The sequence below is a fragment of the Desulfamplus magnetovallimortis genome (assembly GCF_900170035.1).
Taxonomy (GTDB): Bacteria; Desulfobacterota; Desulfobacteria; order Desulfobacterales; family Desulfobacteraceae; genus Desulfamplus; species Desulfamplus magnetovallimortis.
In genome coordinates, this window is record NZ_LT828551.1 from 104,163 (window position 1) to 129,581 (window position 25,419).

Genomic DNA, 25,419 nt, shown 5'->3' on the forward strand with positions numbered 1-25,419 from the left:
ATTTTTGAGCCCAAGCCTTCTCAGATTGTCAATGACCACTGCCATATGCCCCACAAACGCAAATACCCGGCCATCAGAGACCTTGAAAAGTCCCTCCTTTACATCATCCACCTGAACAAGCTCAATTTTTTCATAATTTTTTTTCAAATAGTGATAACTTGTATAACCTCGCCCCACAGCTACTTTTTTACCGTTAAGCTCATCAGTATCCTTAACATAGCCGACATCTGCTCCGGTCACAATAACAAGGGGAAACGAGACATAAGGTTCTGACAGAATAATCTGACGGCCAATTTCATCATCTAAACCAATTGCCGGAATCATATGGATCTCTTCATCCACATATTTCTGAACCACATCTGACCAGCTTTCACTTTTTTTAAATGAGAAACATAGTCCGGAACGACTTGTAATTACATCAAGATAATCGGCAATAATACCGCTGAACTCCATGCCACCTTCAATATAACTTGAAACAGGCAGAGTCTTACCATCGGCATCCCCACCATCTATTGTAACAGCCACATCACCTGGAACAGAACTTTGTTCTTGACCAAAACTATCCTTAGAAGTTTCTGCACTTCTTGATACCAAACTATCTCCTAAAGCAGAACCTTCTCCTGAAGCAGAACCCTCTTCTGAAACAGAACCCTCTTCTGAAAAAGAACCTTCTTCTGAAAAAGAACCTTCTTCTGAAACGGCTACATCTTTATCAAGCCCACTCTCTTTCCCTGGGACACTACTGTCAAAAGGGACTTTTTTAACAATTGAAAGGGGTGACCAGTCAACTTCACTGAAAGAGACAGGTTTATGGTTTTTAATAAACTTCTGCTCCATTGGCGTCAAACTGATCACAGGAGGAGCAGAAAGGGTTTTCTCCATCTCCTTCAAGGTATCCGGAGATTCAACAACTATCCATTTTTTTCTAATCGCAAGGTGCTCCTCCTGGGTAATGGATGCAAGGGCCTTGTTCAAAATAGGTACAAGTTCCGGCAGATTCTTGTTCACAGCCATTGCAAGGGGCTTGACAATGTCAGATGCCTGACCTGCAATTTTAAGATTGGTAATACCGGACATCTGAATGACATATGAGATAGCAGCCAGATTTGCCACAACAGCCTCAATTTCATGGCGTGACAAAGATAACATGGCATCCTCAAGGGTATTGAAAAGAAGAGGAGTGTAGTTTGTAGTTTCCTTTATGAAACCGTGATGAGAACTGTTTGCCTGCACCCCAAAAGGTATGCCCTCAAGATCCTCAAGACGCTTGATGGAGTTTGACTCAGTCCGTGTAACAATCACCCTTACAAATCTGAGGTATGAATCTGTATAATTCAGATACTGCTTTCGCTCATCTGTAATTCCCACACATGGCAGAATATCAACCATATGTTTTCTGGCCATTTCTGTTACCTCTTTCCATGTCAGGCCGGTTAAGGGCTTAAGGCGTATTCCAAGACGATTTTCTAATATGGCCATGTAGTCTGCTGCCATTCCACTGTAGATATCTTTATCGGAAAAAAATTCAAATGGCGCAAATGATGGATCAACACCCAGCCTCAGCACAGGGTGTTCCCTAAGCCACGCTTCTTCTGAATCTGTAAGGAGCAACTGAAGATCTCTTGAGTGGACAGTAGCGCTATTACACGGAAGTGCCATCAATACAGATATAAACAAAAGCAATAAAATAACCCTGAATGTGCAGGGTTGTTTTTTATTCAACATTGACATTATGTGCTCTTAAATTTTATTTTGTTTATTTTACAAATAAATAACTCTCGCCGACATGCCGGACACAATAAAAAAAGCATACTTTGTCAAATCAGCCTGGTCAAGCAGTTTACATAAACAAGGGAAAAAATGTTGCCCAACAACCTTTTTTTATATATTAAAGCTGTATGCAAACATTCATAAATCATTCTTTTTCTGTTTTTTCCACCATATTATAAAAAGGATACAGCCAAATGGAAACCAAGAAAACAGTAGCTCTGATGGCCTTACTCCTTACAGTGGGGAGCACAGTCTCTTATTACGTAAGCAATACATTCACCAATAGAACATTTGATATTTTAAAGAGTGAAATCAAAACTGTTTCTCCGCTTTTATATGAACAATATCAAAATGATGTTGCTGATTTTATTTTTACAGCAGGTATTGGAGCAAGTCTATTTATTGCCGTGTTTGTAGGAGTAATGCTGCATTATAACAAAATTCTTCGCATAAAAGCACTTCAAGCAGAATCCGAACTTAATGAAAGTCGTAATAGGCTTACCATGGATCTGAATCAACAGGCAAAGGCCCATGCAGCATTAGAAGCAATAATTGATGCCATTCCGGTTCCCCTTTTTATTACAGATCTTAAAACTGCCAATATCATTCGGGTAAACAAGGCAAATGAGGAGTTTTCAAAACTTTCAAGGAAAAAACTTGAAAAGATGAACATCAAGGAGTTCTACATTAACCCTGCAGAAGATCGGTCACGTATCCTGCGTGACTTTCTCTCCGGTCTTCAGATTGAGATGCAGATAAAACGCCTTGGTGACGGAGAGCTGCGCTGGTGTCTTTTCCAGGGGACAATAATTGATTACATGGGACGCAAAAGCCTTCTTAAAAGCTTTATTGATATCACAGAGCGAAGAAAAACCCAACGTGAGCTGATTGAAAAGCAGCAGTTTCTACAATCCTTTATTGATTACTCAGGCGCTGTGATTTATGCCAAGGATATTGAAGGGCGATACATACTTGTGAACAGGGACTGGTCATCAATTCTGGGGCTTGGGAAAATGAACCCCATAGGAATGACTGATTTCCAGATTTTTGATCACAGCATAGCAGATACCTTCAGAAAAAATGACAAAAAAGTGCTAAAAGCCATGAAACCTGTTTCAACCGAAGAGATTGTCAATATTTATGGTACCCCCCACTACTACTACTCCACGAAATTTCCTCTTATTGACGCAGATGGCAATGCCTATGCCACCTGCGGAATTTCAACTGATATCACAGGTCAGAAACAGGTGGAACAGGATCTCCAGGCAAGGATAAAAGAGCTGGATGAGGTACAGATATCAATGCGCAGCATGATGGAAGATCTTGAAAGGGAAAAAAAGAAGGCCGAAGCTGCAACCCGCGCAAAAAGTGATTTTCTTGCCAACATGAGCCATGAGATCAGAACCCCCATGAATGCCATAATCGGCATGTCCCACCTTATTCTCAAAACAGAGCTGACCGCAAAGCAAAACGATTACATCTCAAAAATTGACCACTCTGCTAAGGCTCTTCTTTCCATCATCAACGACATTCTTGATTTTTCCAAGATTGAAGCTGGAAAACTTGATATTGAAAAAAACAATTTTTTTCTTGACGATGTATTTACAAACCTTGCCAGCCTTATTTCCGTAAAAACACACGAAAAAGGGCTGAAGCTTGTTTTTAACATTGAGCATGAAATGCCACTTGGGCTTGTAGGAGATGCCCTTCGACTGGGACAGGTACTTCTCAATCTTGCAGGAAATGCAGTTAAGTTCACTGAAAAAGGAGAAGTTGTAATCTCTGCAAAACTTCTTGAAAAAAATGAACAGGGAATTGTTGCAAGATTCAGTGTCCGTGATACAGGGATCGGCCTTACAGAAAATCAGCGTTCAAAACTTTTTCACTCATTCACACAGGCAGATACTTCCACCACACGAACATACGGAGGTACAGGTCTTGGTCTTGCCATATCCAAAAAACTTGTCGAGCTTATGGGTGGAGAGATCGGGGTGGACTCAATACCCAATGAAGGCAGCACCTTCTGGTTTAACATTCCTTTTGGCCTTCATGACAGAAAAAGAAACGGCACAAAAACCGGATTTTCAACAATATCAACTTTTAAAACAACTGATCATCCAACAAAAAAGCCCTTTAACCCTGAAAAGCTTGCTTCAATAAGGGGTGCACGGATTCTGCTTGCAGAAGATAACGAAATTAACCAGCAGGTTGCAAGGGAGATCCTTGAAGGAGCAGGCTTTTTTGTGGATATTGCCTGCAACGGACAAGAAGCTGTAGATTGTGTCAACAAGACACTGGAACAGTCAAACACGGGTTACGACGCTATTATTATGGATATACAGATGCCTGTAATGGATGGAAAGGATGCTGCAAGGGAAATCCTGAAACAGGAGATATTCAAAAAACTTCCCATAATTGCCATGACAGCCCATGCAATGGTGGGTGACAGGGAAAAGAGCCTTGAAGCAGGAATGATTGATCATATCACCAAGCCAATTGATCCTTCCGAACTTTTCGCATCACTGCTTCGCTGGATATCGCCAGGGGAAAGAGAAGTGCCTGAAGGATTTGATCCGGAAAACGATTTCATAAAACCCTCAAATGCTCCGGAAAAAATTATTCCTGACATACTCCCCGGAATTGACATTGCCCAGGGACTGCAACGAATCAACGGCAATAAAATGCTCTATCGCAATATGCTTCTTAAGGTAAAAAATGATTATGCAGAGGCTGCCAAAGATATCCGTAATCTTATGGATGAAGGAAAACATAACGATGCCCGTCGTATTGCCCATACCATAAAAGGTGTTGCCGGCAATCTTGGTGCAAAGGCTCTTCAAAAGTCAGCAGGTGCTGTTGAAAGCATATTAAGAGATCTCCCAGATTCCAAAGAGTCGCCCAAAGATACAAAAGATTTACTCGAAACCCTTGCCCAGGATATGGATACCATTCAGCAGGGACTGGCACTTATACCCGAAGATACGTCAGTGCCAGCAGCTTCAGGAGATGTAGAGCCATCTTCACATGAAGAGCTTGTAAATGGAATTGAAGAGATAATGCCACATCTTTTGAAACGCAAACCTGCACCAAGCAAGGAGTTTTTTGAAAAACTCAGTTCCCTTGGGTGGCCATCTCACCTTGGAGATGATGTGGCAGAGCTTGGGCGATTTATCAGCAAATACAGGTTCAAGGAAGCAATATCTGTTGCAGAAAATATTCAGAAAAAAATTAACGAATAGATAATTACTCAAAAAACCACAACTATGATCTTTTGAGCCTTGTCAATATTGTCTGAATCAGGATACCTATGATTAACAGGATAATGAGGATAAAAGCTCATTATGCAAATCCTGAATATCCTGGGCATCCTGATTCAGACAACAAAAATATATACAGAATATTGTCAATGTTGCAAAATCCCTTGATAGGCTCTTAATACCTCAACTATTTGGGGAAATGCCGAACCGCTTGTGCTTTTCCAGAAAAAACCGTTTCGACTTCTTTCTGCCATATCTGAAAAAATATTTCTTTCAATGTTAATATCTATCACTGTACCCCCTATTGCCATGACTTGAGAGACGATTTGATTGGGAAGATTGGTGGCACCTGTCGTACCGGCAATAATTAGTAAATCGGTTTTCAAGGCAACATCAAGGGAGCTTTGGAATAGATAATGGTGTTCGTTATATGACTCATCCCAAAGTAGCACATGGGGACGCGTTTGCCTCCCGCAAACGGGGCATCTCAGGAGTTCCCAATATTTTTCAGGCAACTTTTCTTCTCGTGAAATTATGGGCATTTCTTGAGAAATGGGAATGATATCCTCGCTACAAGGGGCTATGCAACGCATATATTCGATGTTTCCGTGAATCTGGTAAGTTCGATCAATGCTGTTTCCTGCTCGGATATGCAATCCATCCACATTTTTTCCCATTCACTTTTCAGGAACTATCTCATCTTGCAGGGGTTTTTCTTTTTTTGGATCTTTTGTTGAATCAGAGTTAGATTTATCATTGTTTGGCATATTCATTTTATCAGATATCCTGCCCATATCACGGATATTTTTCTGTACAGTAATTGCCGCAAACAGACTAAGAATAAAGGACATTGCATAGAATCCCTTTTCGCTTAATGTAAGAGCCGCGTTCCAAAGCCCTACAGCTAAAAGCAACATTGCGGAGATAACAGAAATCCAGCAAAGTCCATAATATATACCAGTTACAGGTATCCCCTCAATTTTATCACGAACTGTTTTTTGAAGAGAAACCACAGAGAAAAGGCCATACATCAAAATCACCAAATAATACCCTTTCTCGTTAAGCCCCATCGTCGCATTCCATAATCCGATCAAATATGCACAAATGCCTGCCAATAGTGCTGTCCAGGACGCTCCAACAAAGGCTCCAGTTGGTTTCTGATATTCCATATTCATTGTGTAGTTCTCCTTAACCTCTCGGCTCATTTATCGGTTGAATGATTAATTGATCATTGAATTAACGCAATCCATTAGAAAACATTTTTTCCACAAAATCTATCAAGCGCACAAGTCTATCTGAGAATCCCCACCGGCGATATGGACAAAATTGATATAGGAATGGCCTTTGGCAAAGATGGAACAAAGGATGAGGCAGCCATTTATCTGTACTCCCGTCTCTATTACCAGAATACTGATATCCCACTGATTGCCATGGAGTTTCAGGAGAATCTCATGTTCGATTTAATAATGATATCTGCATGAAATTACCGTAATATAATGATCATCGACAGCAAAAACCAACCGATTAGTATCGTCAATTCTTCGCGACCAAAAACCAGATAAATTCTCTCTCAAAGGCTCAGGTTTTCCTATACCTTCAAATGGTTGCTTTATCGTATTATTGATAAGCTTGTTAATGCGTTTGATTGTCTTTTTGTCTTGTGTTTGCCAATATAAGTAATCCTTCCAAGCCTCATCAGTCCAGGCCAATTTCCTACTCATCTATTAGATCCCTTTCTTGGACTTTCCCATTTTTGAATTGTTCAATTGATTTTGTTAGATGAGAAGCATTAGCAGGTGATCTAAGCAGATAAAATGTCTCCATAAAACTATTAAAGGTTTCTAACGACATAACAACAGCGTTTTCAGAGCCACGACGTGTAATTATTGTGTAATCAGCATCATAAACAACCTGATCCAGCACTGACTTCAGATTGTTTCTTGCTTCGCTAAAATTTATCACTCTCATAATACCCTCCATAATTGGGCACCCTTCATTTGTCGGTTTCTACTTTTTTGAACCATGATTTTCATGATTAAGGGATTACCTTGATTTTTAATCGTGTTAATCCTTAAATCCTTTAATCATGGTTCAGAATTTTTCAAAAAGTGTAAACTAATTTTGAGTTGATATGAAGGATGCCCATAATTGTATTATTTATTGTAAAATACAGTAATACATACTTTTATACTTGTCCACTATTTTGTACAAGTTTTAGATTATTTTGAAATCGAACACCAATGTTCACCGGTATTTAACCGAGTGGTGAGAAGAATTTTTAACTCTTATAAAAAAATGGTTGACATAAAAAAATTATATAAGTAGATAGACATATATCACATTGATATATGTCTATCTAAATATAAACCCTCATGGCCCAATTCAAAGACCTTCCCGATCATGAAAATCATGAGGGCTATTTTTTTTCCGTGGGAATAGATACAAATTTCCATATTCGGGAGTGGCTGAATGTCGGCCGTGACCGTTTATACTAAAAGGATAAGGAGATACAATGACGGCTTCAATATATCATCAACTTCGTGAACAGATGGATCAGTATTCAACAGGTTTTCCAGCCACAAAATCAGGTGTGGAGTTAAAAATCCTTGAAAAACTTTTTACAGAAGAGGATGCAGAACTCTACCTTGATCTTTCCATGCTTCTGGAATCCGCCGAAAACTTTGCAGCAAGGACAAATCGCTCCCCGGAAGATGCATCAGCAAAGCTTGAAAACATGGCACAAAGAGGATTGCTCTTTCGTCACGTAAAAAATGGAAACAAAAGATACTCTGCAATTCCATTTGTCGTTGGTTCATACGAGTTCCAGCTCGGGCGTATGGACGAAGAGCTGGCAAGGCTTACCAACAGCTACATGGAAGAAGCTTTTCTGTCAGGGATGGCCAATAACATACCCCCATTGAGAACAATACCTGTGGGAAAATCTGTGGATGTTGTCCATCAGGTGGCAGCCTATGAGGATGCCAAAGCCATCGTAAACGGAAAGAGCAAGATTGCAGTGGCAAACTGCATCTGCCGTACACAACAGAATCTTCTTGACAAGGGTTGTAATAAGCCAATGGAAGTCTGCCTGTTGTTTGGATCCCATGCAGAATACTATGTTGAGAACAAGATGGGCAGATATATCACAAGTGAAGAGGCATGTAAGATACTGGATCAATGCGAGGAAGCCGGACTTGTCAATCAACCGGCCAATATGGTCAATCCCGGCGGTATGTGCAACTGCTGCGGAGACTGCTGTGGCGTACTCAGAGCCCTGAATCTTCTACCCAACCCGGGTGAACTTGTCTATAATCGCTATTGGGCTGTAATCGACCAGGAAGAGTGTACCGGATGCGAAGCCTGTTTAGACCGCTGCCAGATGAACGCCATTACAATTGATGATACAGCCAAGATCGATGAGGCAAGGTGCATCGGTTGTGGCCTCTGCGTTACGACATGTCCCATGGATGCAATCAAATTAGAAGAGAAACCCAAAGAACTCCAGGTGCCGCCTCCGGCCAGTGGCAAGGAACTCATGGACATTACAGCAGAAAAAAGGGGAACAAATCTTGTTCCCATCAAGATGCAACAATAAAACTGCCCGGGCTTGATTCTGCTTTTGACACCTTTAAAATTTAACTTAGGAATGAGCACAAAATAACTTTCCCATTTTGATTAAACGAAGTGGCCGTGAAGACCGCGCGCCCTGATTTAAATGGGCACGTTATTTAAAATTTATTCCTTATCTTGAAACTTTTATGGAGATAATGGCCGTTTGTCGGCTCTCTTCACAAAAAATGAGCTATATGGCGGCTGTTGCAGAGTCAATCCCGAAAATTAAAAAAAATTGAGGATGATATGATTGAAATGATGCTGATGGGATTTCTCATGGATGGTGAGAAGACCGGATATGAAATAAAAAAATATATGGAAAACAGCACCCACTATTTTTTCAACACCGGCTTCAGCAGCATCTATCCAAAACTCAAAAAACTGGAAAAAGAAGAACGTGTGCGGGTAAGCCAGGTTATCAAAAACGGTAAGCTCAACAAACTTTATACACTTACGGATGAGGGCAAAAAGGCGTTTCTTGAGTGGCTGGAGATAAAGCCAGAAATAGGACGCATACGGGATGAAGCTCTGTTAAAAGTGTTTTTCTTTGATCATCTTGAAGATGACAAAATAGTTCCCCAGCTTAAAGGATATGTCGGAGATCTTAGTCAACATGTCCAAAACCTTCTATCCATAAAGGAGCGACTATCCACCCGCGAAGTCGAAGTAGAACCTTGGAAAATGATGACTCTGGAGTTCGGCATCCGGTATTATAATTTTCTGGAACAAATATTCAATGAAATGCTTTTAAAAAACAGTCCCGACCAAGATTAATTTAGTTGTCCAATGCCCAAAAATTACCACTGGTAATATAAAAGAATTTATAAAAAAATAACCTATAATTATAGTATTTTATAATAAAATATCCCAGCCTTTACGGTAATTTAAACTACCATTTTTAAGCAGAAACATATTTAGTTCTTGCATAAACCAACCAAACAAATCCCTTATATATGCCCTTTATCTGTTCATTTTATGGGATTCTGGCATTTTTTCCATAGCTCCTACGTATGATGGCAGGTTTATTGCGTAATTTCCATGCCATTTCAATTGCGATGTACTTGCCACGCATCATTGCGATACACTTGCTGCGCATCATTGCGATACGACAGTATTGACACAGCTCAAAAGTTCATAGGTGTCGGATTTGAGCATTTTTTTAGTACTAATTCCTTAACCTCTTTGCAAAGGAGCAAAAATGACAGATTTTCTAAACGCTTTAGACAGTTTTATGTGGGGACCCGTCACCATCTGCCTATTGGTGGGTACCGGTATTTTGATTGCCTTTATGGTAAAGTTCATCCAGATTCGGCATTTCATCTATGCCTGGAAGCTTATTTCAGGTAAATTTGACAATCCTGATGACAAAGGAGAAGTGACCCATTTTCAGGCACTTTCCACTGCCCTTTCTGCAACCATCGGCACCGGTAATATTGCAGGCGTTGGCACAGCCATTGCCATTGGTGGGCCTGGAGCTGTATTTTGGATGTGGGTGACAGCATTTTTCGGCATGGGCCTTAAATATGCAGAGTGCCTGCTCTCACTGAATTTCAGAACAATACATCCAGACGGTTCCGTAGGAGCAGGTCCCATGTACTATCTTGAAAAAGGGCTTGGAAAAAAATGGCTTGGCATTGCCTTTGCTCTCTTTGCCACTATTGCATCATTTGGTATTGGAAACATGGTACAGGCAAACTCTGTTGCCGAGCCATTTCAGACAGCATTTGGTGTACCCAAAATAGTGACAGGCGTTGTCATGGCTGTACTATGCTTTCTGGTTATTGTGGGTGGAATAAAAAGAATCGGAAATTTTGCCAGCAAAATCGTTCCTTTTATGTCAGTATGTTACATACTTAGTGTGCTGTGTATTATTCTTGCCAACTTTGGCGACGTGGGCTCAGCCTTTGGCACAATTTTCAGTGATGCATTTACCGGAAGTGCAGCAGCAGGCGGTTTTACAGGTTCAGTTGTTGCCCAGGCTATAAGGTTTGGCGTTGCAAGGGGTGTATTCTCCAATGAGGCAGGTCTGGGAAGTGCTCCCATTGCCCACGGAGCTGCACAGACAGAAGAGCCAGTCAGAGAAGGTCTTGTGGCCATGCTGGGGCCATTTATTGATACCATCATGATCTGCACCATGACAGCACTTGCCATTGTCATGACCGACGCTTACACAATGCTTGGAGAGACAGGAAAGGCCCTGTCAGGTTCTGATCTGACTGCCAAGGCATTTGAACTTGGTCTGCCCTTTGGCGGAGGTAATTACATTGTCTCCATAAGCATCATATTTTTTGCTTTCTCAACAGTGGTTGGGTGGTCATACTACGGGGATCGATGTGTAGATTATCTGTTTGGTGAAAAATTTGTTAAACCATATAAAATTATTTACTGCTTTATTATTCCTGTTGGTGCAACCATAAAGCTCTCCACAGTCTGGACAATATCCGATATTTTCAATGCGTTAATGGCGTGGCCAAACCTTGTGGGAATTATCTTTTTAAGCCCTTTTGTCGTGAAAAAAACAAAAGAATACTTTTCAGATCCTGAAAGGGTATATCCATCATATTCAAAATAATCCTGACATGGAATGGCTATCAAATAACTTGCACATTTCAAAACAGACAAGCTTTACTTTACAGTCAAACTTTCTAAAATTCCAATTGTGTATCTTATTTTGTACTCATTCCTATGTTATTGACTCAAAATCGACATCTTATTGCTTTTTCCGAAGTTATTGCAGTTGTCTGAACCAGGATAACCAGGATGGATAGGATGCTCAGGATAGTTAATCTTGCCTTATCTTGTTAATCTTGGGAATCCTGATTCAGACAGTGTTGACAAGGCTTACAAGATCATAGGTGTCGATTTTGAATATTGACTTAGTGTTCTCCCAAGGTTTGTTTGTCAGGTAAAAACACGCATAGTCTTTCCATTGCCTGGAAAATCACCCGACAGTTTAAACTTGAAGAAGCACTATTTTATTGACTCAGGAGTTATACTGAAATCTTTTCTCCATGAAAAACCACGAGAGACCCCTGATCGCGCTCTGCTATCTGACGTGCTACCCTGGCAGGTACAATTTTATAACTGTCATCAAGTCTGACAATGGCAAGCTGCCCGCTACTTAGCCTTTGCGTCATATCTTCAGAGATAAACAGCTTCTTTATTATTTTTCCCACTGCAAAATAATAAGGTTCCCCATGATCATCCTCTTTTAGATGATTTGTTTCAATCAGATGCCTTACCTGTGCCATGTTTTCGTGTCTTTTTTTCTCTTCATTGCGCTGCCGGTTCAGCTCTCTGGTCTGCTGCTCAATGGCCAGCCTCTCTTTTCTGGCAAGGCTTGTCTCTCCTGATGATGAGTCACCCTTATGCTTCTGCTTTTTTTTACTGACAAGCTTGTCATGCTTTGCCTTATTTACCTGCTTTTTGTTCACCAGCCCAGCCTTCAGAAGCTGATCCTGAAACGAATTACCCATTTTTTCCCCGCTAAATCCTGATGGTCTCGTAAAAAATCAAAAATTCTGTGCATCAAGTATTGGAACCTGATTTTTTAGTTTTGAACCAAGGTTCTTTACCATATAAGCTTTCCATACATTTAGGACAGAGAGCATGGCTGAAAAGTGCCTCGGAATGCTTCTGAATATAAGCCTCAACCCTTGTCCATGCCCCTTTGTCATCACGGATATCCTTGCATTTAGAGCAAATTGGAATAAAGCCACGCAGGGTCTTGATCTCTACATGTACTTTCACCCTTGCCAGAAGTTCCAGAGCCTGAAAAGGTTTTGTAATATAATCGGATCCGCCGACCTCAAATCCCTTAAGAATATCTTTAGTATCTGCCATTGCAGTAAGAAAAATGACAGGTATATGCTTTTTGGTTTTGTCTGACTTTATTTTTCTGCAAACCTCATAGCCACTCATACCGGGCATCATGATGTCTAAAAGCACCAGATCAAAAGGATAGCTATAAATCCAGTCAATGGCTTCCTTACCACTTGTGGCAAACTCAACTTTATAGTGCTGATCTTTTAAAAGATTGCCAAGAAGCTGGATATTCATGGGTTCATCATCAACAATTAATATTGAAAAATGATTGTCAGGTGGACTATTGTCGTGCATATGGTACTCTGCCTTATGGCTGTCTGGTTGATGCTTCTCCTCCCGACGAATGTCATGCTTACCTTTTTCAGCCTGATGAGCGCCTGGCAGATGATTGCCAGAAGTTTCATTTGTCATGGATTCATTTCCTGGATCATAGATTTGACCTCTTGTATTATCTTTTTAAATTCAGCTATTGCCAGTCTCATATTGAGTATATCAAAGTTATCCACATAATTGACAAGATTATCACCATATTGTGTCAATAACTCAATATCATTTTTCAAACCAAGCACTCTGATATTCTCACCAAAAAGTTTTACCTTGTCAATGGGTTGCCTTTTTTTAAATGATCGCCATTGCTCCATATAATCAGATTCAAGAGTGGCCAGAATTTGGGAAATCTTGATTCTGTCTCCTGAAAGGGAGTTGATTGCTTTTTTATGCTCTTCATTCAAACCCGAATCAGTTTCTGTCAACGGCAGATATTTTGACAACTCTGCAAGAAGTTTATCTATTTCAACAGGTTTTGCAAGAAAGCCATCAAAACCTCTTTTTATTATGTCAGGCTTGTCCATAACAGATGAGGAAGCTGTGACTGCAATGACCGGAATTTTTTGAGTGACAGGATTGTTTTTAATTTTTTCCAATGCTTCAAATCCGTTCATTACCGGCATCCTTATATCCATCAAAATAACATCCGGATGATGTTCACCGGCAATCAACAACGCTTCATGGCCATTTTGAGCATGTAAAACATCAAGATTTACCTTGCATAGCACCTCGTTCAAAAGATGTCTGTTGGACTCAATATCGTCAACAACCAATATTTTTCCATTTTCAAACCTTATATCTTCGTGGTAAAAGCTCTTTTCCAAAAGCGGAACCTCATCAAAGAGCGCCTGCACATCAGGTATAATTACCTCAAAGCAACTGCCCTTTCCAGGGGAACTTTCCACAAGAATCCGGCCGTTCATCATTTCTACAACTCTTTTGCAGATAGCAAGGCCTAAACCTGTGCCGCCGTACTGTGCATTCTCCTGTCCTGCCTGCTGTTTAAATGAATCAAAAATGGTCATGATCTCATCTTCAGGTATGCCGATACCGGAATCTTCAACAATTATATGAAGATCGCCAAGTTCCATAAAAGTAACAGTCATTTTTATGGTGCCGTTTTCAGTAAATTTAACAGCATTTCCAACAATATTTAGAAGTATCTGCCTTAAACGTATTTCATCAATCATAAGAGCCGGAGGAAAATCCGCATCAACTTCAACAATAAACCGGATATTTTTTCTTGAGGTCTGCAATGCAAATATCTGTTCTATTTCATAAATAACAGCTCTCAAATCGCTGCAAGTGTATTTAAGCTCGGCTTTGCCAGCCTCCATTTTGGAAAGATCAAGAATATCGTTAATAAGCGTCAGAAGATTTTTTCCTGCATTTTTTATTGCAGATATGTACTGTTTCTGTTTCTCATCTTTAACAAGGGAAGACAAAAGTTCGCTGAAGCCGGTAACGGCATTAAGAGGAGTTCTGATCTCATGACTCATGTTGGCCAAAAATGCGCTTTTTGCATTTGTTGCAGCTTCTGCCTCTTTTCTGGCATCTTCTAAAGCACTCTCACGGGCAGATATCGCTCTTGTCATAAGGACAAAGTTATGTGAAAGATGGTTAAAATCCTCCAGTCCCCAGTTACCGGCCTGAAGATCGTAGTGACCTTGTGCAACACGGTCTGTAAAGCTTGAAAGTGCTGTCAGCGGAAGTTTGATACTGCGGTAGAGATAAATAAAGACAAGTGTTGTTCCAAGACAGCTCACAAAGAGAGAGATCATAAGAATCTTCCTGATAAAGACAACAGGTGCAAGTGCCTTTGAAGCATCCCTGAAAATAACAGTGACAAGATCTGCTGTAACGATCTCATCCACACTTACAATTGATTCTATCCCCTTCTCATCATATCTGCGTCCGGATGCAAACTCTCCTTTAAGAGCCTGCCTGATATATGGAATATTGAGAAGATTCAGGCGCTGCTCGGCCATGCCATGCTCTGAGCTTGCGACCACTGTTCCCTTACGGTCAAGGACAGTAACACGAACTTCAGCTTCTGATGCAAGTATGCCCACATTTCGGGAAAGATCAGCCAAATCAAGATAGCCCAGAACCACAAGGGAGTCAAACATGCGGCTGACTGCAATGCCCGGTGTGTTACCCTTGACGGGGATATGCGAAAGTGACCAGCAGAAGCCCTCCTTGTTCAATGCTCCAAGATAAGAGGAGTGCCTTGAAAAATCATAGCCTATCCATGAATCATGCTTACGGGAAGAGTGGCTGATAATACCCTGACTGTCAAGGATATTCAGACGTGAAAAAGCTGGAAATGCCTTGGCAATACCAATCAGAAGAGCATCCAGGTCAGAGCCGGTTGCAACCTTGTTCAAGGCAGCTTCTCCTGTGACAGAAACTATCTTTTCTGCCTGGGACAAAATTTCATCAATCTGGACAGAGAGAGACTTGGCCATGACAAGGTTTGAGACAAGAATCTCATTTTCCATATTGGATGCAATTTTATTAAGGGTCAAAAGCCCTGACATAATTCCCGGAAACACCACCAGAAAAATCAGAGAAGAGGTCAAAATGTTTTTCAGGCTTCGACCAGGCCAGCAAGATAACATTAAATCTCTCCATGATCTTTTTTTCTTCGCATGGTCTTTTGCAACATAATCATCTTTTGATTTTAAAATAACCATCCCTGACCTCATATATACAGACCGGCCTTCTGGGATCTCCATATTTATCAATTGTAAAATCTTCAGGAATACCTTCAAACAGCTCTATTTCCAGAATTGCTTTTTTGATTGCAGAAGGTGTAAGGTTTTCTGCTTTTTCAATTCCCTTTTTCAAAACCATGACAGAGTCGTACCCAAAGGCTGCTGCCCTGGTGGCAGGTTCTCCAAAGCGATTTTCATATTCTGTTTTAAAAGCTATCAGAACTGGAGTATCTTCAGCTATATCATAAGTTCCCGAGATAATAACCCCTTCAACTGCCTTTCCACCATTTTCCAGAAATTCACCTTTCATGGCCCATGAGGATGAAAAGATTTTAATGCTCTCACTTCTTTTATGAATCTCCTGGGCAAGCATCGCGGTGTCAAGAGCACCAGCCACCACAAAAACCGAGTCCGGCCCTGATTTTACAAGACGATTGATATCTTCATCAGAAAGTCCATCCTTGGAATCAAACTGAATTTCCATAAGAATGTTTCCACCAAGTTTGTTAAAAATAGCCTCAGCAGCACGGATATAATTTTCAGAATATGCACGATTGGCAACATCAAAAATCAGTGCTGCATTGCGTGCTCCCTGTGAGTTAAATGCCTCAGTGGCAAGCCCTTCAGCCATAATAGTGTGTGGTGCTATTACTCTTAAAAAGAAATCATCAATACCTGAAAGCTGATCTGTGGAAGCTCCTGGAGATATCATAAGCATCTTTTTTTTATTCATCTCAGGTACTGCTGCCATTGAGGCTGTGGATGTAAAATGACCAATTATGGCAACCACACCAGCCTCAACAAGCTCAAGGTCAACCCTGACCGCTTCTTCCGGATCGTTCTTATCATCCTTTATCAGCAACTCTATCTTTCTGCCCTTTATGCCACCTGAGCTGTTTAGTTTTTCCACAGCCAAAACAGCACCACGCCTGCATGGAAGTCCATAATCGGAAAGAGTTCCCGACAATGGGTTTGCAAAGCCTATTTTGACAGGTTCCTTTTCTCTGCTGCAACCGGTCAAAGAAAAAAATATGGAAATGGTAATTGAAGAGATTATAATTGATTCAATTAATGATTTTAGAGTAAATTTCATGTTGTTTTCCTTTTTCCTTGGAAATAGATACAAAGTTTTATAATAACTCAAAATCGACATCTTATTGCTTTTTCAGAAGTTATTGCAGTTGTCTGAACCAGGATGGATAGGATGCTCAGGTTAGATAATCCTGCCTTATCTTTGTTAATCTTGGGAATCCTGACTCAGACAGTGTTGACAAAGCTTACAAGATCATAGGTATCGACTTTGAGTAATAAGGAGGGCTGCATTGCTCAGCCATTAACGTTCTGTTATTAAAATCCCAAGACTCTTGAGTACGATAAAATATTGAGATATGATTTGAATATGATAACACTTCAAACCAACAGAGCAACAAAACTTTTTCAACTTGCTGCTGATAACCTTTCACACTGTTTTAAAGATAATAAGGAAAAGAAATTAAAAAAGGAGAAGAGTCTTGGGTATTGAAATAGAGAGAAAATTTCTTCTTCAAAACGATTCCTGGAAAACCCCTGATCTAAAAGGTATCCATATAAAACAGGGATATATAGCCAACAGTCCGGAAGCAGTTGTAAGGGTAAGGGTCTCAGGGGACAGTGGATTTTTAACCGTAAAGGGAAAAACAACAGGAGCAACCCGACTTGAATTTGAATACAATATACCTTTACAGGATGCCATTGAGATGCTTGATCTGTGTCGCCATAAACAGAGAGTTTCCAACACTTCCAAAGAGGTTGCTGCGGAATCCAATGACAAAAAAATTGCAGTAGATGGCCACGGAATTGTTGCCGACTATGCCGCAAAACTTACAGCACCGGCAATTATAGAAAAAATCCGTTATATGGTTAACTTTAAAGGATTTGAATGGAGCATTGATATTTTTTCCGGAAGCAACCAGGGACTTGCTGTTGCGGAAATCGAACTTGAACATGAAGAACAACAATTTGAATATCCCCCATGGGCAGGAAAAGAGGTAACAGGAGATCCCCGATATTACAACTCAAATCTGATTTGTTACCCATTCAGCTCATGGAAGAGATGACAAAAGGGATTTAACCTTCATTTCAATATCATCCCTTATTATCCTGACCTCATTAATTGATTTACCAGCAGGATCCGATAAATTCCAGTCAACCTGTTTACACCCCGGAATAAACGGACACTCTTCTTTGCATCCCATGGTGACAATCATATCAACAGCACCTCGGGCTTTATTTAAGGCATCTTCCAGCGAACACGGTACATTAAATAGAAGATCGTGCCCCTTTTCTCCCATAGCCTTTACAACAACAGGATTTATCTTTTCCGCAGGCTGACTGCCGGCACTGAAAACGCAATATCGATGGCCTGCAATCTCCTTTGCAAAGGCTGCTGCCATCTGGCTTCTGCCGGCATTTTCACGGCAGGCAAACATGATTTTTTTACGATTCTGCAATGGTGTCAACACTTTATGGGCAATCTCTGAAATATCCTTTTCCACCCCTTCCTTAAACTGTATCTCTCCTTTGCCGTCAATGCCGGAATAACAAAGCTCTCCTGCATAATGGGCACCCACAGCATCAAAAAAGTATCGTGTTGTAAGGCGGATGCCGTCAAAAAGAGTCATTCCCCTTGTGGCTCCCACAGAAAGCAATATCCCTTTTTTAAAAGATTCTCCGGAGTCTTTAAGATCAAATCTGTACTTTCTTGACCATAGAGTTTGTGCCCTGTCAATGATCCCTTTCATAAGGGCAGGAACACCATAAAAATAGACAGGCGTGGAAAGAACTATCAAATCAGCTCTTCTGATGAGGGAAAAAAGATTACCAGATATATCATCCTTGAGTGAGCAGGTTCCTTTTTTTTCGCAGTTCCCGCAACCACTGCAGGGTGCATAAAGCTGTTTTCCAGCAGAGATCACAAAAGTTTCAAATCCTTTTGTCTCAGCCTGCTCCATAAAAAGAGAGAGAAGATGCGAAGAGTTTCCGTTAACCCTTGGGCTTGCACTGAACCCTAAAACAAACATTATAAAGCCCTCCTGTGTGTCCAACATTCTGTACAAAATAAGTATCTTTCAAATAAAAACCGCTGGATTACATCCAAAACGAGCGCTAAGTGCTTTGATTTGCCGTTTATTAAGCTCTCGCTTTCCTGACATAACTTCAGATATAACCCCAGGACTTCCGATTTCAGTCAAATCCTTTTGTTTCAAACCATATTCTCTCATAAAATATTTAAGACAACCTACAGGAGTTCCTTTCGGCTCTGGAATATGAGTACGCTCATAATCTGAAATCAATGTACCTACAATGTCAAGCAAACCTATTAGCGGATGATTGACCTCACCTTGTGTCTGATCCATGAGATAATCAGCAAGTTCAATCAGATCATCAAGCTCTTCTTCATTAGTTGGTGAATTAAAATATGGTGAAATTGATGGCCAGACTTCCATTAATTGCTGGTACGCTTGAACCATAAGTCTTCCTTCCAGTTATCACGGTCATACTTATCATGAGTCAAAATATGTCGTATATATAAGCGATTGAGTGAATAACGAATATATGCAACAAGCCTATAATTGTTTCCACCAATATTGAATACAACAAAGTTTCCAACAGTGTCGGCGCTTGGAAAGACTTTTTTGACATCCATGAATGAGGTAAAATTTTCTCGTTTCACGATACGATACCAATGCTGTAAGGAAGATTCCGCACAGTTATATTTTTGACAAAATTCACGAATTTTCTTGTAACTTATAATGTGCATAACAACCTTAAAGATTGGTGGTATCGCAATGCATCAGCAAACAGGGGTGCTTATTAGAAAATTTCTATAACATGTTGATATATAAAAATTTTAATGTATCATTGCGATGCACTCGCTATTTGATGCACTCGCTATATGAGTGTGTATTAAAAAATACAGATTATAAAATTTACTGTCAATAGAATTCTCAAATAGAGAATACAATTGTTTTTAACAAACATCCGCCATGTACATTGTTATAACGTACATGGCGGATTTCCACCACAATCGAAGGAATTAAAGTCATTTTAAATACAGTCAGTTAAAGAGACTTTCTTATCCCCCCCATGTTTGCTGACGCATCACAACTAAACATGAAAGTTGTTATATATCAGCATGTTATGGAGATTTTCTAATAAATAAAGCACTTAAAACAGTAATGGCAGCCACCGGACTTTTGAGAGCGGGGCTGCCATATGATTTTATGATTTAATGCATTTTTATTTTCTGTGTAATGCATTATTGCAAAGCACTTTGTGTTAACTCCTGTGCAGATTATTCAATCCCAAGCAGCTCCACCTCAAAAATCAATGTTGATCCTGGTGCAATGGAACGTCCAGCTCCTCTGTCACCATAGGCAAGATCAGAAGGGATATAAAGCATCCATTTAGAACCCACGGTCATAAGCTGCAAGGCCTCAGTCCATCCCTTGATAACTCCGTTGACCTTAAAAGATGCAGGTTCTCCCCTTTTGTAGGATGAATCAAATTCATTGCCGTCAATTGTGGTTCCTTTATAGTGGCACTTGACAGTATCTGTGAGCTGGGGTTTTTCACCATCACCTTGAGTGATTACTTTGTACTGAAGCCCACTTTCCAGTGTAACAATACCATCTTTTCCCTTATTCTCTTTAAGGAATGCCTCTCCAGCTTCTTTGTTAGCTTCGGCAGATTCCTTCATTTGAGCCATCTGTTTCTCTTTCATTTTATTCTGAAAAGTCATCATTGTCTGCTGCATCTCTTCTTCAGAGAGGCTAGATTTCCCTTCGTGACTCTCTGTGATGCCTTTAAAAAACATGTCCAGATCAACTTCATAATCTCTTTTAAGATTCTGCCCTATATTATATCCAAGGGCATAACTTATTTTTTCCTGCTCGGTTTCCATCTTTTTTTCTTCCTTGTCCGCTGCAAAAACCTGGGCACCAGAACAAAGAATAACTCCGGATGCAAGCAGTGCAAACGCTTTTTTTACATTAAACATTAAAATCCTCCTGAAAATTAATATAAACAAACTAAAACAACTTGGTATCAGATATGTGCATTAATATCAATCATTGATTGATTGCTATTCAAGAATCAAAAATTCATACCGGTTTCTTCCGCCTTTTTTTGCCTGATAGAGAAGCTGATCTGCAAAATCCACAAGCTGTCTTGGAAAAAGAAGACGGGAAGGAACAACTGAAGCCACACCAAGGCTGACAGAGACATAATCAGAGACACTTGAATCCTCATGAATCAATTTAAGAGCCTGGACATCATCAAGTATCCTTTTTGCAACTGCCTTGGCTCCAACCTCATCTGTATCTGGCAGAATCACTCCAAACTCTTCTCCACCGTATCGTGCAACAAAATCACTTGATCGTCCAGGCACACGGTGTAAAACCTCTGCAACTTTTTTCAAACACTCATCTCCGGAAAGGTGACCATAACGATCGTTGTATAATTTAAAATAGTCTATATCCATCATAATAAGTGTCAAATAGTGCTGATTTCTCTCGCAACGCTGCCACTCAGTCTCAAGAACCGCATCAAAACGCCTTCTGTTGGGAATCTGTGTAAGACCGTCTATATAGGAAATGGCCTCAAGCTTTCTGTTGGCCTGTACAAACTCCTTGTTTATGGCTGTCAGCTTTCTATTGTAACGAGTGATAGATACATGCCGATATATAAAAAATGCAATAATAAGGAGAAACGCTGTTCCAAATTGCCACAATACCGCATGATCAAGACCTTTTTGGTAGGTGACTCGAATCCAGTTATGAAAAAGATGATTTTTCTGCTCCTGAGTCATTGAGTTGCTTGCTTTTTCCATGATATCCAGAAGCATTTTATTATCCTTGGAGACACCTGTTCTGAACTCAACCCTGTAAGGAACCTCACCGGATATTTTTAGATCAACCATCTGATTTAACTGAATATAATGAGCTATTTCCGGAGCAGTGGAGATAAGACCAAAGATCTTTTTTTCCTGTACCATGAAAAGTCCATCCGGAACACTATTAACTGCCACAAATTCAATGGCCGGATATTTCTTTACCATTGTATAATAAAATGGGCTATTTTGGACAATACCGATCTTTTTTTTGGAAAGATTTTCAAGGGCACTTATAAAAACTGCCATGTTATCTGTTGCAATTACAAGGGGATACTCAACATAAGGTGTTGTTATATTTATTCCAACAAGTTCACTGTCAGAAGTGTTTACAACAGATATGATATCACAATTACCTTTCTGCAGCTCCTTATTTGCAGCTTCAACAGAATCCATTACCTTCCATTTAAGAAAAAGCCCTGTCTTGCTGCATACAAGTTTATAGTAATCAGCAACAATTCCCTCATAGGTATTCTCTTCTGAAATATATTCATAAGGCATATTTAGAGGATCTATCACCCCTATGCACAACTGTTTTTTCTGCTCAAGATATCGTTTTTCTTCAATGGAAAGAGTGGTAATTTTCTCAAGGCCGTCAATTGTGCCTATCCATTTTGACACAAGAGCATCATACTGCTCTGAAGTAACATTTTCAATTGCCTTATTAAGGATTGTTGCCATCACAGGCCAGTCATCTCTGACAGCTATCTGCAAAGGCAGATCATGGGAAAGCTCAATTTCCATGATCACTTTGATATCTGTCATAAAGTGTTTCTTGAGGATATAATTGACCACCCCTAAGGTACCTACAAATCCATCAACCGTATCCATCTCAAGAAGATTCATCCCCTCTTCATTGTTCTTGACAATAATATATTCAGGGCCGGGATACTCATTCACAACAAGTTCTGTAGTACCATATCCTTCAGGAAGGGCAATTTTTTTGCCTTTCATATGGGAAAGGGATGGGTAGTTTTTCAGATTATTGTCTTTGGATACAAGTACTTTTGTGAGTTTCATGTAAGGTGGTGTAAATGTTAAAAACTTTTCTCTTTCCGCTGTTTTCCAGATACCTGGAAAAATATCAATCTCTTTTTGCTGCCCCATATTGAGAAGTTCCGGCCAGGTATAACCATTTATAAGCTCAAGTTCGATACCAATCATCTCTCCTATCAGAGCAATATAATCCATTACAAAACCTGCTGGTTTGCCGTTCTCCATGTAATCAAAAGGGGGCCAGTCCATCTCATTTGCCACTCTTATCACAGAGTTCTTTTCAAGAAAGAGCTTCTCATCAGGAGTGAGGGTAATTTTCTGTGATGGATAGATATTCCGATATCCCAGCCATTTTTTTTCAAGCTCAATCAACTCTCCTGGTGTAAGTGACTCAAGACCCTTTTCAAGCATTTCATGCAAAATCGGCCAGTCATTTCTCACCATGATATGCAAAGCCTTCTTAAGACCTCTGTCATACTCCTCAAACCATCCGGAAACTTTAAGTGAATCAAAATAGTGTTTTTCAAACATGAACTGGGCAACACCGGAAAGTTCAATTGCAGCATCTGCCTTGCCCTGTACAATTGCATGGAAAGCCTCCTCCATATTCCTGACGCTGAGAAGATCAATATCAGGGTAATATTTCCGTAGAAAACTTTCATATGCCCAACCCTTTGGTGCAACAATAATCTTTCCCTTGAGCTGATCTATGCTGCTGACAGGCTTTGAATACCTTGAAATTATAAAAACGGTTTTATCCCTGAAATAGGGTCTGGTAAAAAGCCCAAGTTCCTCCCGCTCCTCATCTTTATATACAGACTGTAAAACATCAATTTCACCTTTTTTAAAAAGCTCCATCAACTCCAGCCACTGGTATCCATTAACATACTCCCATTCAATGCCAAGACGTTCCCCCAGAATGTTCAAAAGATCAATGCTGAAGCCAAAAGGCTGGCCTGATATAGCAAAATCAAAAGGCGGCCAGTCCATTTCGTTGCTTACCCTTATAACAGGATGTTCACGGAGAAACTGCTCTTCAGCTTCTGTCAGATTCAACCGCACAGTATTACTATTATATCCATATAAAAGATCACCTGAACAAAATATAAGATCTCCTGAACAACATATGAAAAAAACAAAGCAGAGCCGAACAAAAAAACCAGCGATCCCATTTTTGTATAGTGAAAAAAAACTACTCATCACATTTTTCCTCAGAAAAGAGAATTTTCCAGTCCTGTTTTTATGCAGAATAGAGAGCTCACCCATTTCATGTATATATAAAGGAGAGTATTTACCCATCACAAGATTTTCAGTCCTTAAATGTTTTAATTTTGACGGCAGGTTATTATTTGCAGAAATTCGCAATAACATATTTTAATAAAAAAATACAAATGAAATTAATAAAAAAATACAAATGAGAAAAACAGATATTCTTAATATCCACCATTGTGATGCTCTTTTAGGAATGGTTTTGTTCAAGCAGTTTTCCATTAGACAATCAAAACATTGAAAGAACATTAAGGATTCTCATGATGTTGATGCAGCAGAAAACCAAGCCATCTCTCATCAGTTCCAAGCGCTGATGAGCTGACTGAAAAAGAGCATATTTTAAAACCTGCCTTTTGAAACAAAATGTCAAGCTCTTCAGGTTGCCAGAGATAGAAATTTCTGCCAGTATCATCACTGAACATTCCGGTTCCCTTTTTCATGGAAATATAGACTATTCCATTTTTTTTTATCCCTTGTGCAACATTTCTTAACACATTACAGACTTTGTCAGGAGCCAGGTGAACAAGTGCAGCAATGAGAAGAATACCATCTGCCGATAATCTTGAAAAATCAAAATTTTCAAAATCACCAACAACAACATCACACCCTGAAATCTTCCTTGCCATTAATGCAAGGTCAAATGAGTACTCAAGACCAGTGCAATGAAAACCCCTTTGCTTAAGCCATAAAAGGTCTCTTCCTGATCCACACCCGATATCCCACACTGATCTGTTTATTTTACAGTTTACATCTGTTATATCCCTGTTTTTTTTCATGCATCTGACAAAAGGCTCCAGAAATGGTGCGGGATCAATAGACACTGTCTTTTTAAAATATGTATGATAATTTTGCTGGTAGTATCTTTTCACATCGCCTCAGAATCTTACATTAACTAAGAATTCCTGGTTTTAAACAATTGACAAAAGAACTCACCATGGGATAGTTGCTATTGTTCTTTTAAGGTTTGATTGTCGGGTAAAAAATGCCTTGAACCTTTGAAAAGCCTTAAAAGTCACCCGACAGTTTAAACTTGAAGAAGCACTATTGAGTTTGAAAAACAGAAATTAAGGAGGAACAAAAAAATGAGCTGCACCATCAATCAGGAACTCATCGACAAAACAATTGAATTCCACGGCCACACATGCCCAGGACTTGCCATCGGCATCAGGCTTTCAGAGCTTGCAATGACACGCCTTGACATCCACAATGCATCAGCCAAGGTTTGTGTGGCAGAAACAGATATGTGCGCACTTGATGCTGTACAATTTCTCACCGGCTGCTCCATCGGCAAGGGGAACCTGATTCATAGGGATTATGGCAAATCCGGTTTTACATTTTTCAACAGAGACACAGGGAAAGGATTCAGGGCACTTTTCAGAGAAGATTTCCGAAGCAGCGATCCGCACAAGGAAGAGGTTACTTCTTTAATGAAAAAGATATCTTCAAACCAGGCAACAGAAGAAGAGAAAAGAGCATGTGAAGCCCACAGAAAAGATGCCATAAAAAGGGTTATGAATGCAAAGCTGGAATCTCTTTTTACAGTCAGCGAGATATCCGAGCCACCAGTAAGACCGGCAAAAATTCTTCAAAGCATAGAGTGTGAAGAGTGCAGGGAGATGACAATGGAGTCGCGTATCCGTCGTTTTGACGGTCGTTATCTTTGCATTCCATGCTTCATAAAACACGAACAAAAAATTTAATCTTGTATAGGAATCGG

The 25,419-nt window shown here is 40.0% G+C and carries 22 protein-coding genes; 7 read left to right on the plus strand and 15 right to left on the minus strand.

From position 1 onward, the window contains the following. A partial coding sequence (locus MTBBW1_RS28505) for a transporter substrate-binding domain-containing protein (RefSeq protein ID WP_186441468.1) occupies nucleotides 1-1,731 on the minus strand: 1,731 nt, incomplete at its 3' end. 233 nt (nucleotides 1,732-1,964) lie between these two features. On the opposite strand from MTBBW1_RS28505, the gene MTBBW1_RS18425 reads away from it, so the two are divergent. Beyond that, a complete protein-coding gene (locus MTBBW1_RS18425) occupies nucleotides 1,965-5,009 on the plus strand; it encodes an ATP-binding protein (protein ID WP_080805755.1) in 3,045 nt (1,014 codons plus the stop codon). Between the two features lie 164 nt (nucleotides 5,010-5,173). On the opposite strand, the gene MTBBW1_RS18430 is transcribed toward MTBBW1_RS18425, so the two are convergent. Further along, nucleotides 5,174-5,704: a Sir2 family NAD-dependent protein deacetylase gene (locus tag MTBBW1_RS18430; RefSeq protein WP_080805756.1), complete on the minus strand. Its 531-nt coding sequence runs from the start codon at nucleotides 5,702-5,704 to the stop codon at nucleotides 5,174-5,176. Then, nucleotides 5,705-6,202, minus strand: a complete 498-nt coding sequence (gene yiaA, locus MTBBW1_RS18435; protein ID WP_080805758.1) for an inner membrane protein YiaA — start codon at nucleotides 6,200-6,202, stop codon at nucleotides 5,705-5,707. Nucleotides 6,203-6,343: 141 nt separating this feature from the next. Here yiaA and MTBBW1_RS28510 point away from each other — a divergent pair, with 141 nt between their 5' ends. Beyond that, nucleotides 6,344-6,508 (plus strand): hypothetical protein, encoded by a 165-nt coding sequence (locus MTBBW1_RS28510; RefSeq protein ID WP_186441470.1) that lies wholly within the window; start codon nucleotides 6,344-6,346, stop codon nucleotides 6,506-6,508. Here MTBBW1_RS28510 and MTBBW1_RS18440 read toward each other — a convergent pair. After that, the gene (locus MTBBW1_RS18440; protein WP_080805760.1) at nucleotides 6,488-6,748 is read right to left on the minus strand and encodes a Txe/YoeB family addiction module toxin; all 261 of its coding nucleotides are present in this window, start codon (nucleotides 6,746-6,748) and stop codon (nucleotides 6,488-6,490) included. The genes MTBBW1_RS28510 and MTBBW1_RS18440 overlap by 21 nt on opposite strands. After that, nucleotides 6,741-6,995, minus strand: a complete 255-nt coding sequence (locus MTBBW1_RS18445) for a type II toxin-antitoxin system Phd/YefM family antitoxin (protein WP_080805762.1) — start codon at nucleotides 6,993-6,995, stop codon at nucleotides 6,741-6,743. The genes MTBBW1_RS18440 and MTBBW1_RS18445 overlap by 8 nt, the downstream gene beginning before the upstream one ends. Nucleotides 6,996-7,539: 544 nt before the next feature. Between MTBBW1_RS18445 and MTBBW1_RS18450 the strand changes: the two genes are divergently transcribed. From MTBBW1_RS18450 to MTBBW1_RS18460, 3 genes are all read left to right on the plus strand, one after another. After that, nucleotides 7,540-8,622, plus strand: coding sequence for a 4Fe-4S dicluster domain-containing protein (locus MTBBW1_RS18450; protein ID WP_080805764.1), 1,083 nt, complete (start codon nucleotides 7,540-7,542; stop codon nucleotides 8,620-8,622). A gap of 263 nt (nucleotides 8,623-8,885) precedes the next feature. After that, nucleotides 8,886-9,413: a PadR family transcriptional regulator gene (locus tag MTBBW1_RS18455; RefSeq protein WP_139786815.1), complete on the plus strand. Its 528-nt coding sequence runs from the start codon at nucleotides 8,886-8,888 to the stop codon at nucleotides 9,411-9,413. A gap of 424 nt (nucleotides 9,414-9,837) precedes the next feature. Then, complete coding sequence (locus MTBBW1_RS18460) at nucleotides 9,838-11,211, plus strand: alanine/glycine:cation symporter family protein (RefSeq protein WP_080805768.1); 1,374 nt, start codon at nucleotides 9,838-9,840, stop codon at nucleotides 11,209-11,211. A gap of 418 nt (nucleotides 11,212-11,629) precedes the next feature. Here MTBBW1_RS18460 and MTBBW1_RS18465 read toward each other — a convergent pair whose 3' ends face one another. The 4 genes from MTBBW1_RS18465 to MTBBW1_RS18480 are packed head-to-tail and all read right to left on the minus strand — an operon-like array spanning nucleotide 11,630 to nucleotide 16,601. Beyond that, nucleotides 11,630-12,115 (minus strand): DUF2058 domain-containing protein, encoded by a 486-nt coding sequence (locus MTBBW1_RS18465; RefSeq protein ID WP_080805771.1) that lies wholly within the window; start codon nucleotides 12,113-12,115, stop codon nucleotides 11,630-11,632. Nucleotides 12,116-12,167: 52 nt separating this feature from the next. Next, entirely contained in the window at nucleotides 12,168-12,875 is a 708-nt protein-coding gene (locus MTBBW1_RS18470) for a response regulator (RefSeq protein ID WP_245809464.1), read from the minus strand. Continuing rightward, nucleotides 12,872-15,412 carry a hybrid sensor histidine kinase/response regulator gene (locus tag MTBBW1_RS18475; RefSeq protein WP_186441472.1) on the minus strand — a complete coding sequence of 847 codons (2,541 nt, stop codon included), beginning with the start codon at nucleotides 15,410-15,412 and terminating at the stop codon, nucleotides 12,872-12,874. Before MTBBW1_RS18475 ends, MTBBW1_RS18470 begins: the two co-directional genes overlap by 4 nt. Before the next feature lie 49 nt (nucleotides 15,413-15,461). Next, the gene (locus tag MTBBW1_RS18480; protein WP_186441474.1) at nucleotides 15,462-16,601 is read right to left on the minus strand and encodes an ABC transporter substrate-binding protein; all 1,140 of its coding nucleotides are present in this window, start codon (nucleotides 16,599-16,601) and stop codon (nucleotides 15,462-15,464) included. 418 nt (nucleotides 16,602-17,019) lie between these two features. Here MTBBW1_RS18480 and MTBBW1_RS18485 point away from each other — a divergent pair, with 418 nt between their 5' ends. Continuing rightward, nucleotides 17,020-17,604, plus strand: coding sequence for a CYTH domain-containing protein (locus tag MTBBW1_RS18485; RefSeq protein WP_080805778.1), 585 nt, complete (start codon nucleotides 17,020-17,022; stop codon nucleotides 17,602-17,604). Here MTBBW1_RS18485 and MTBBW1_RS18490 read toward each other — a convergent pair. The 6 genes from MTBBW1_RS18490 to MTBBW1_RS18515 all read right to left on the minus strand — a co-directional run bounded on the left by MTBBW1_RS18490 (nucleotide 17,590) and on the right by MTBBW1_RS18515 (nucleotide 24,478). Further along, complete coding sequence (locus MTBBW1_RS18490; protein ID WP_186441476.1) at nucleotides 17,590-18,567, minus strand: NAD(P)H-dependent oxidoreductase; 978 nt, start codon at nucleotides 18,565-18,567, stop codon at nucleotides 17,590-17,592. The two genes, MTBBW1_RS18485 and MTBBW1_RS18490, sit on opposite strands and share 15 nt — an antisense overlap. A 48-nt stretch (nucleotides 18,568-18,615) precedes the next feature. Continuing rightward, nucleotides 18,616-19,017, minus strand: a complete 402-nt coding sequence (locus MTBBW1_RS28515; protein ID WP_186441478.1) for a helix-turn-helix domain-containing protein — start codon at nucleotides 19,015-19,017, stop codon at nucleotides 18,616-18,618. Then, nucleotides 18,993-19,307, minus strand: a complete 315-nt coding sequence (locus MTBBW1_RS30030; RefSeq protein ID WP_080805787.1) for a type II toxin-antitoxin system HigB family toxin — start codon at nucleotides 19,305-19,307, stop codon at nucleotides 18,993-18,995. Before MTBBW1_RS30030 ends, MTBBW1_RS28515 begins: the two co-directional genes overlap by 25 nt. Before the next feature lie 534 nt (nucleotides 19,308-19,841). Further along, nucleotides 19,842-20,546, minus strand: coding sequence for a BamJ family beta-barrel-assembly machinery protein (gene bamJ / locus MTBBW1_RS18505; protein ID WP_080805790.1), 705 nt, complete (start codon nucleotides 20,544-20,546; stop codon nucleotides 19,842-19,844). An 84-nt stretch (nucleotides 20,547-20,630) separates the two neighbouring features. Further along, nucleotides 20,631-23,633, minus strand: coding sequence for a transporter substrate-binding domain-containing protein (locus tag MTBBW1_RS18510; protein WP_186441480.1), 3,003 nt, complete (start codon nucleotides 23,631-23,633; stop codon nucleotides 20,631-20,633). 317 nt (nucleotides 23,634-23,950) lie between these two features. Continuing rightward, nucleotides 23,951-24,478 carry a class I SAM-dependent methyltransferase gene (locus MTBBW1_RS18515; RefSeq protein ID WP_139786817.1) on the minus strand — a complete coding sequence of 176 codons (528 nt, stop codon included), beginning with the start codon at nucleotides 24,476-24,478 and terminating at the stop codon, nucleotides 23,951-23,953. Between the two features lie 306 nt (nucleotides 24,479-24,784). Here MTBBW1_RS18515 and MTBBW1_RS18520 point away from each other — a divergent pair, with 306 nt between their 5' ends. Continuing rightward, the gene (locus MTBBW1_RS18520; protein ID WP_080805797.1) at nucleotides 24,785-25,402 is read left to right on the plus strand and encodes an FmdE family protein; all 618 of its coding nucleotides are present in this window, start codon (nucleotides 24,785-24,787) and stop codon (nucleotides 25,400-25,402) included. Nucleotides 25,403-25,419 lie beyond the last annotated feature (17 nt).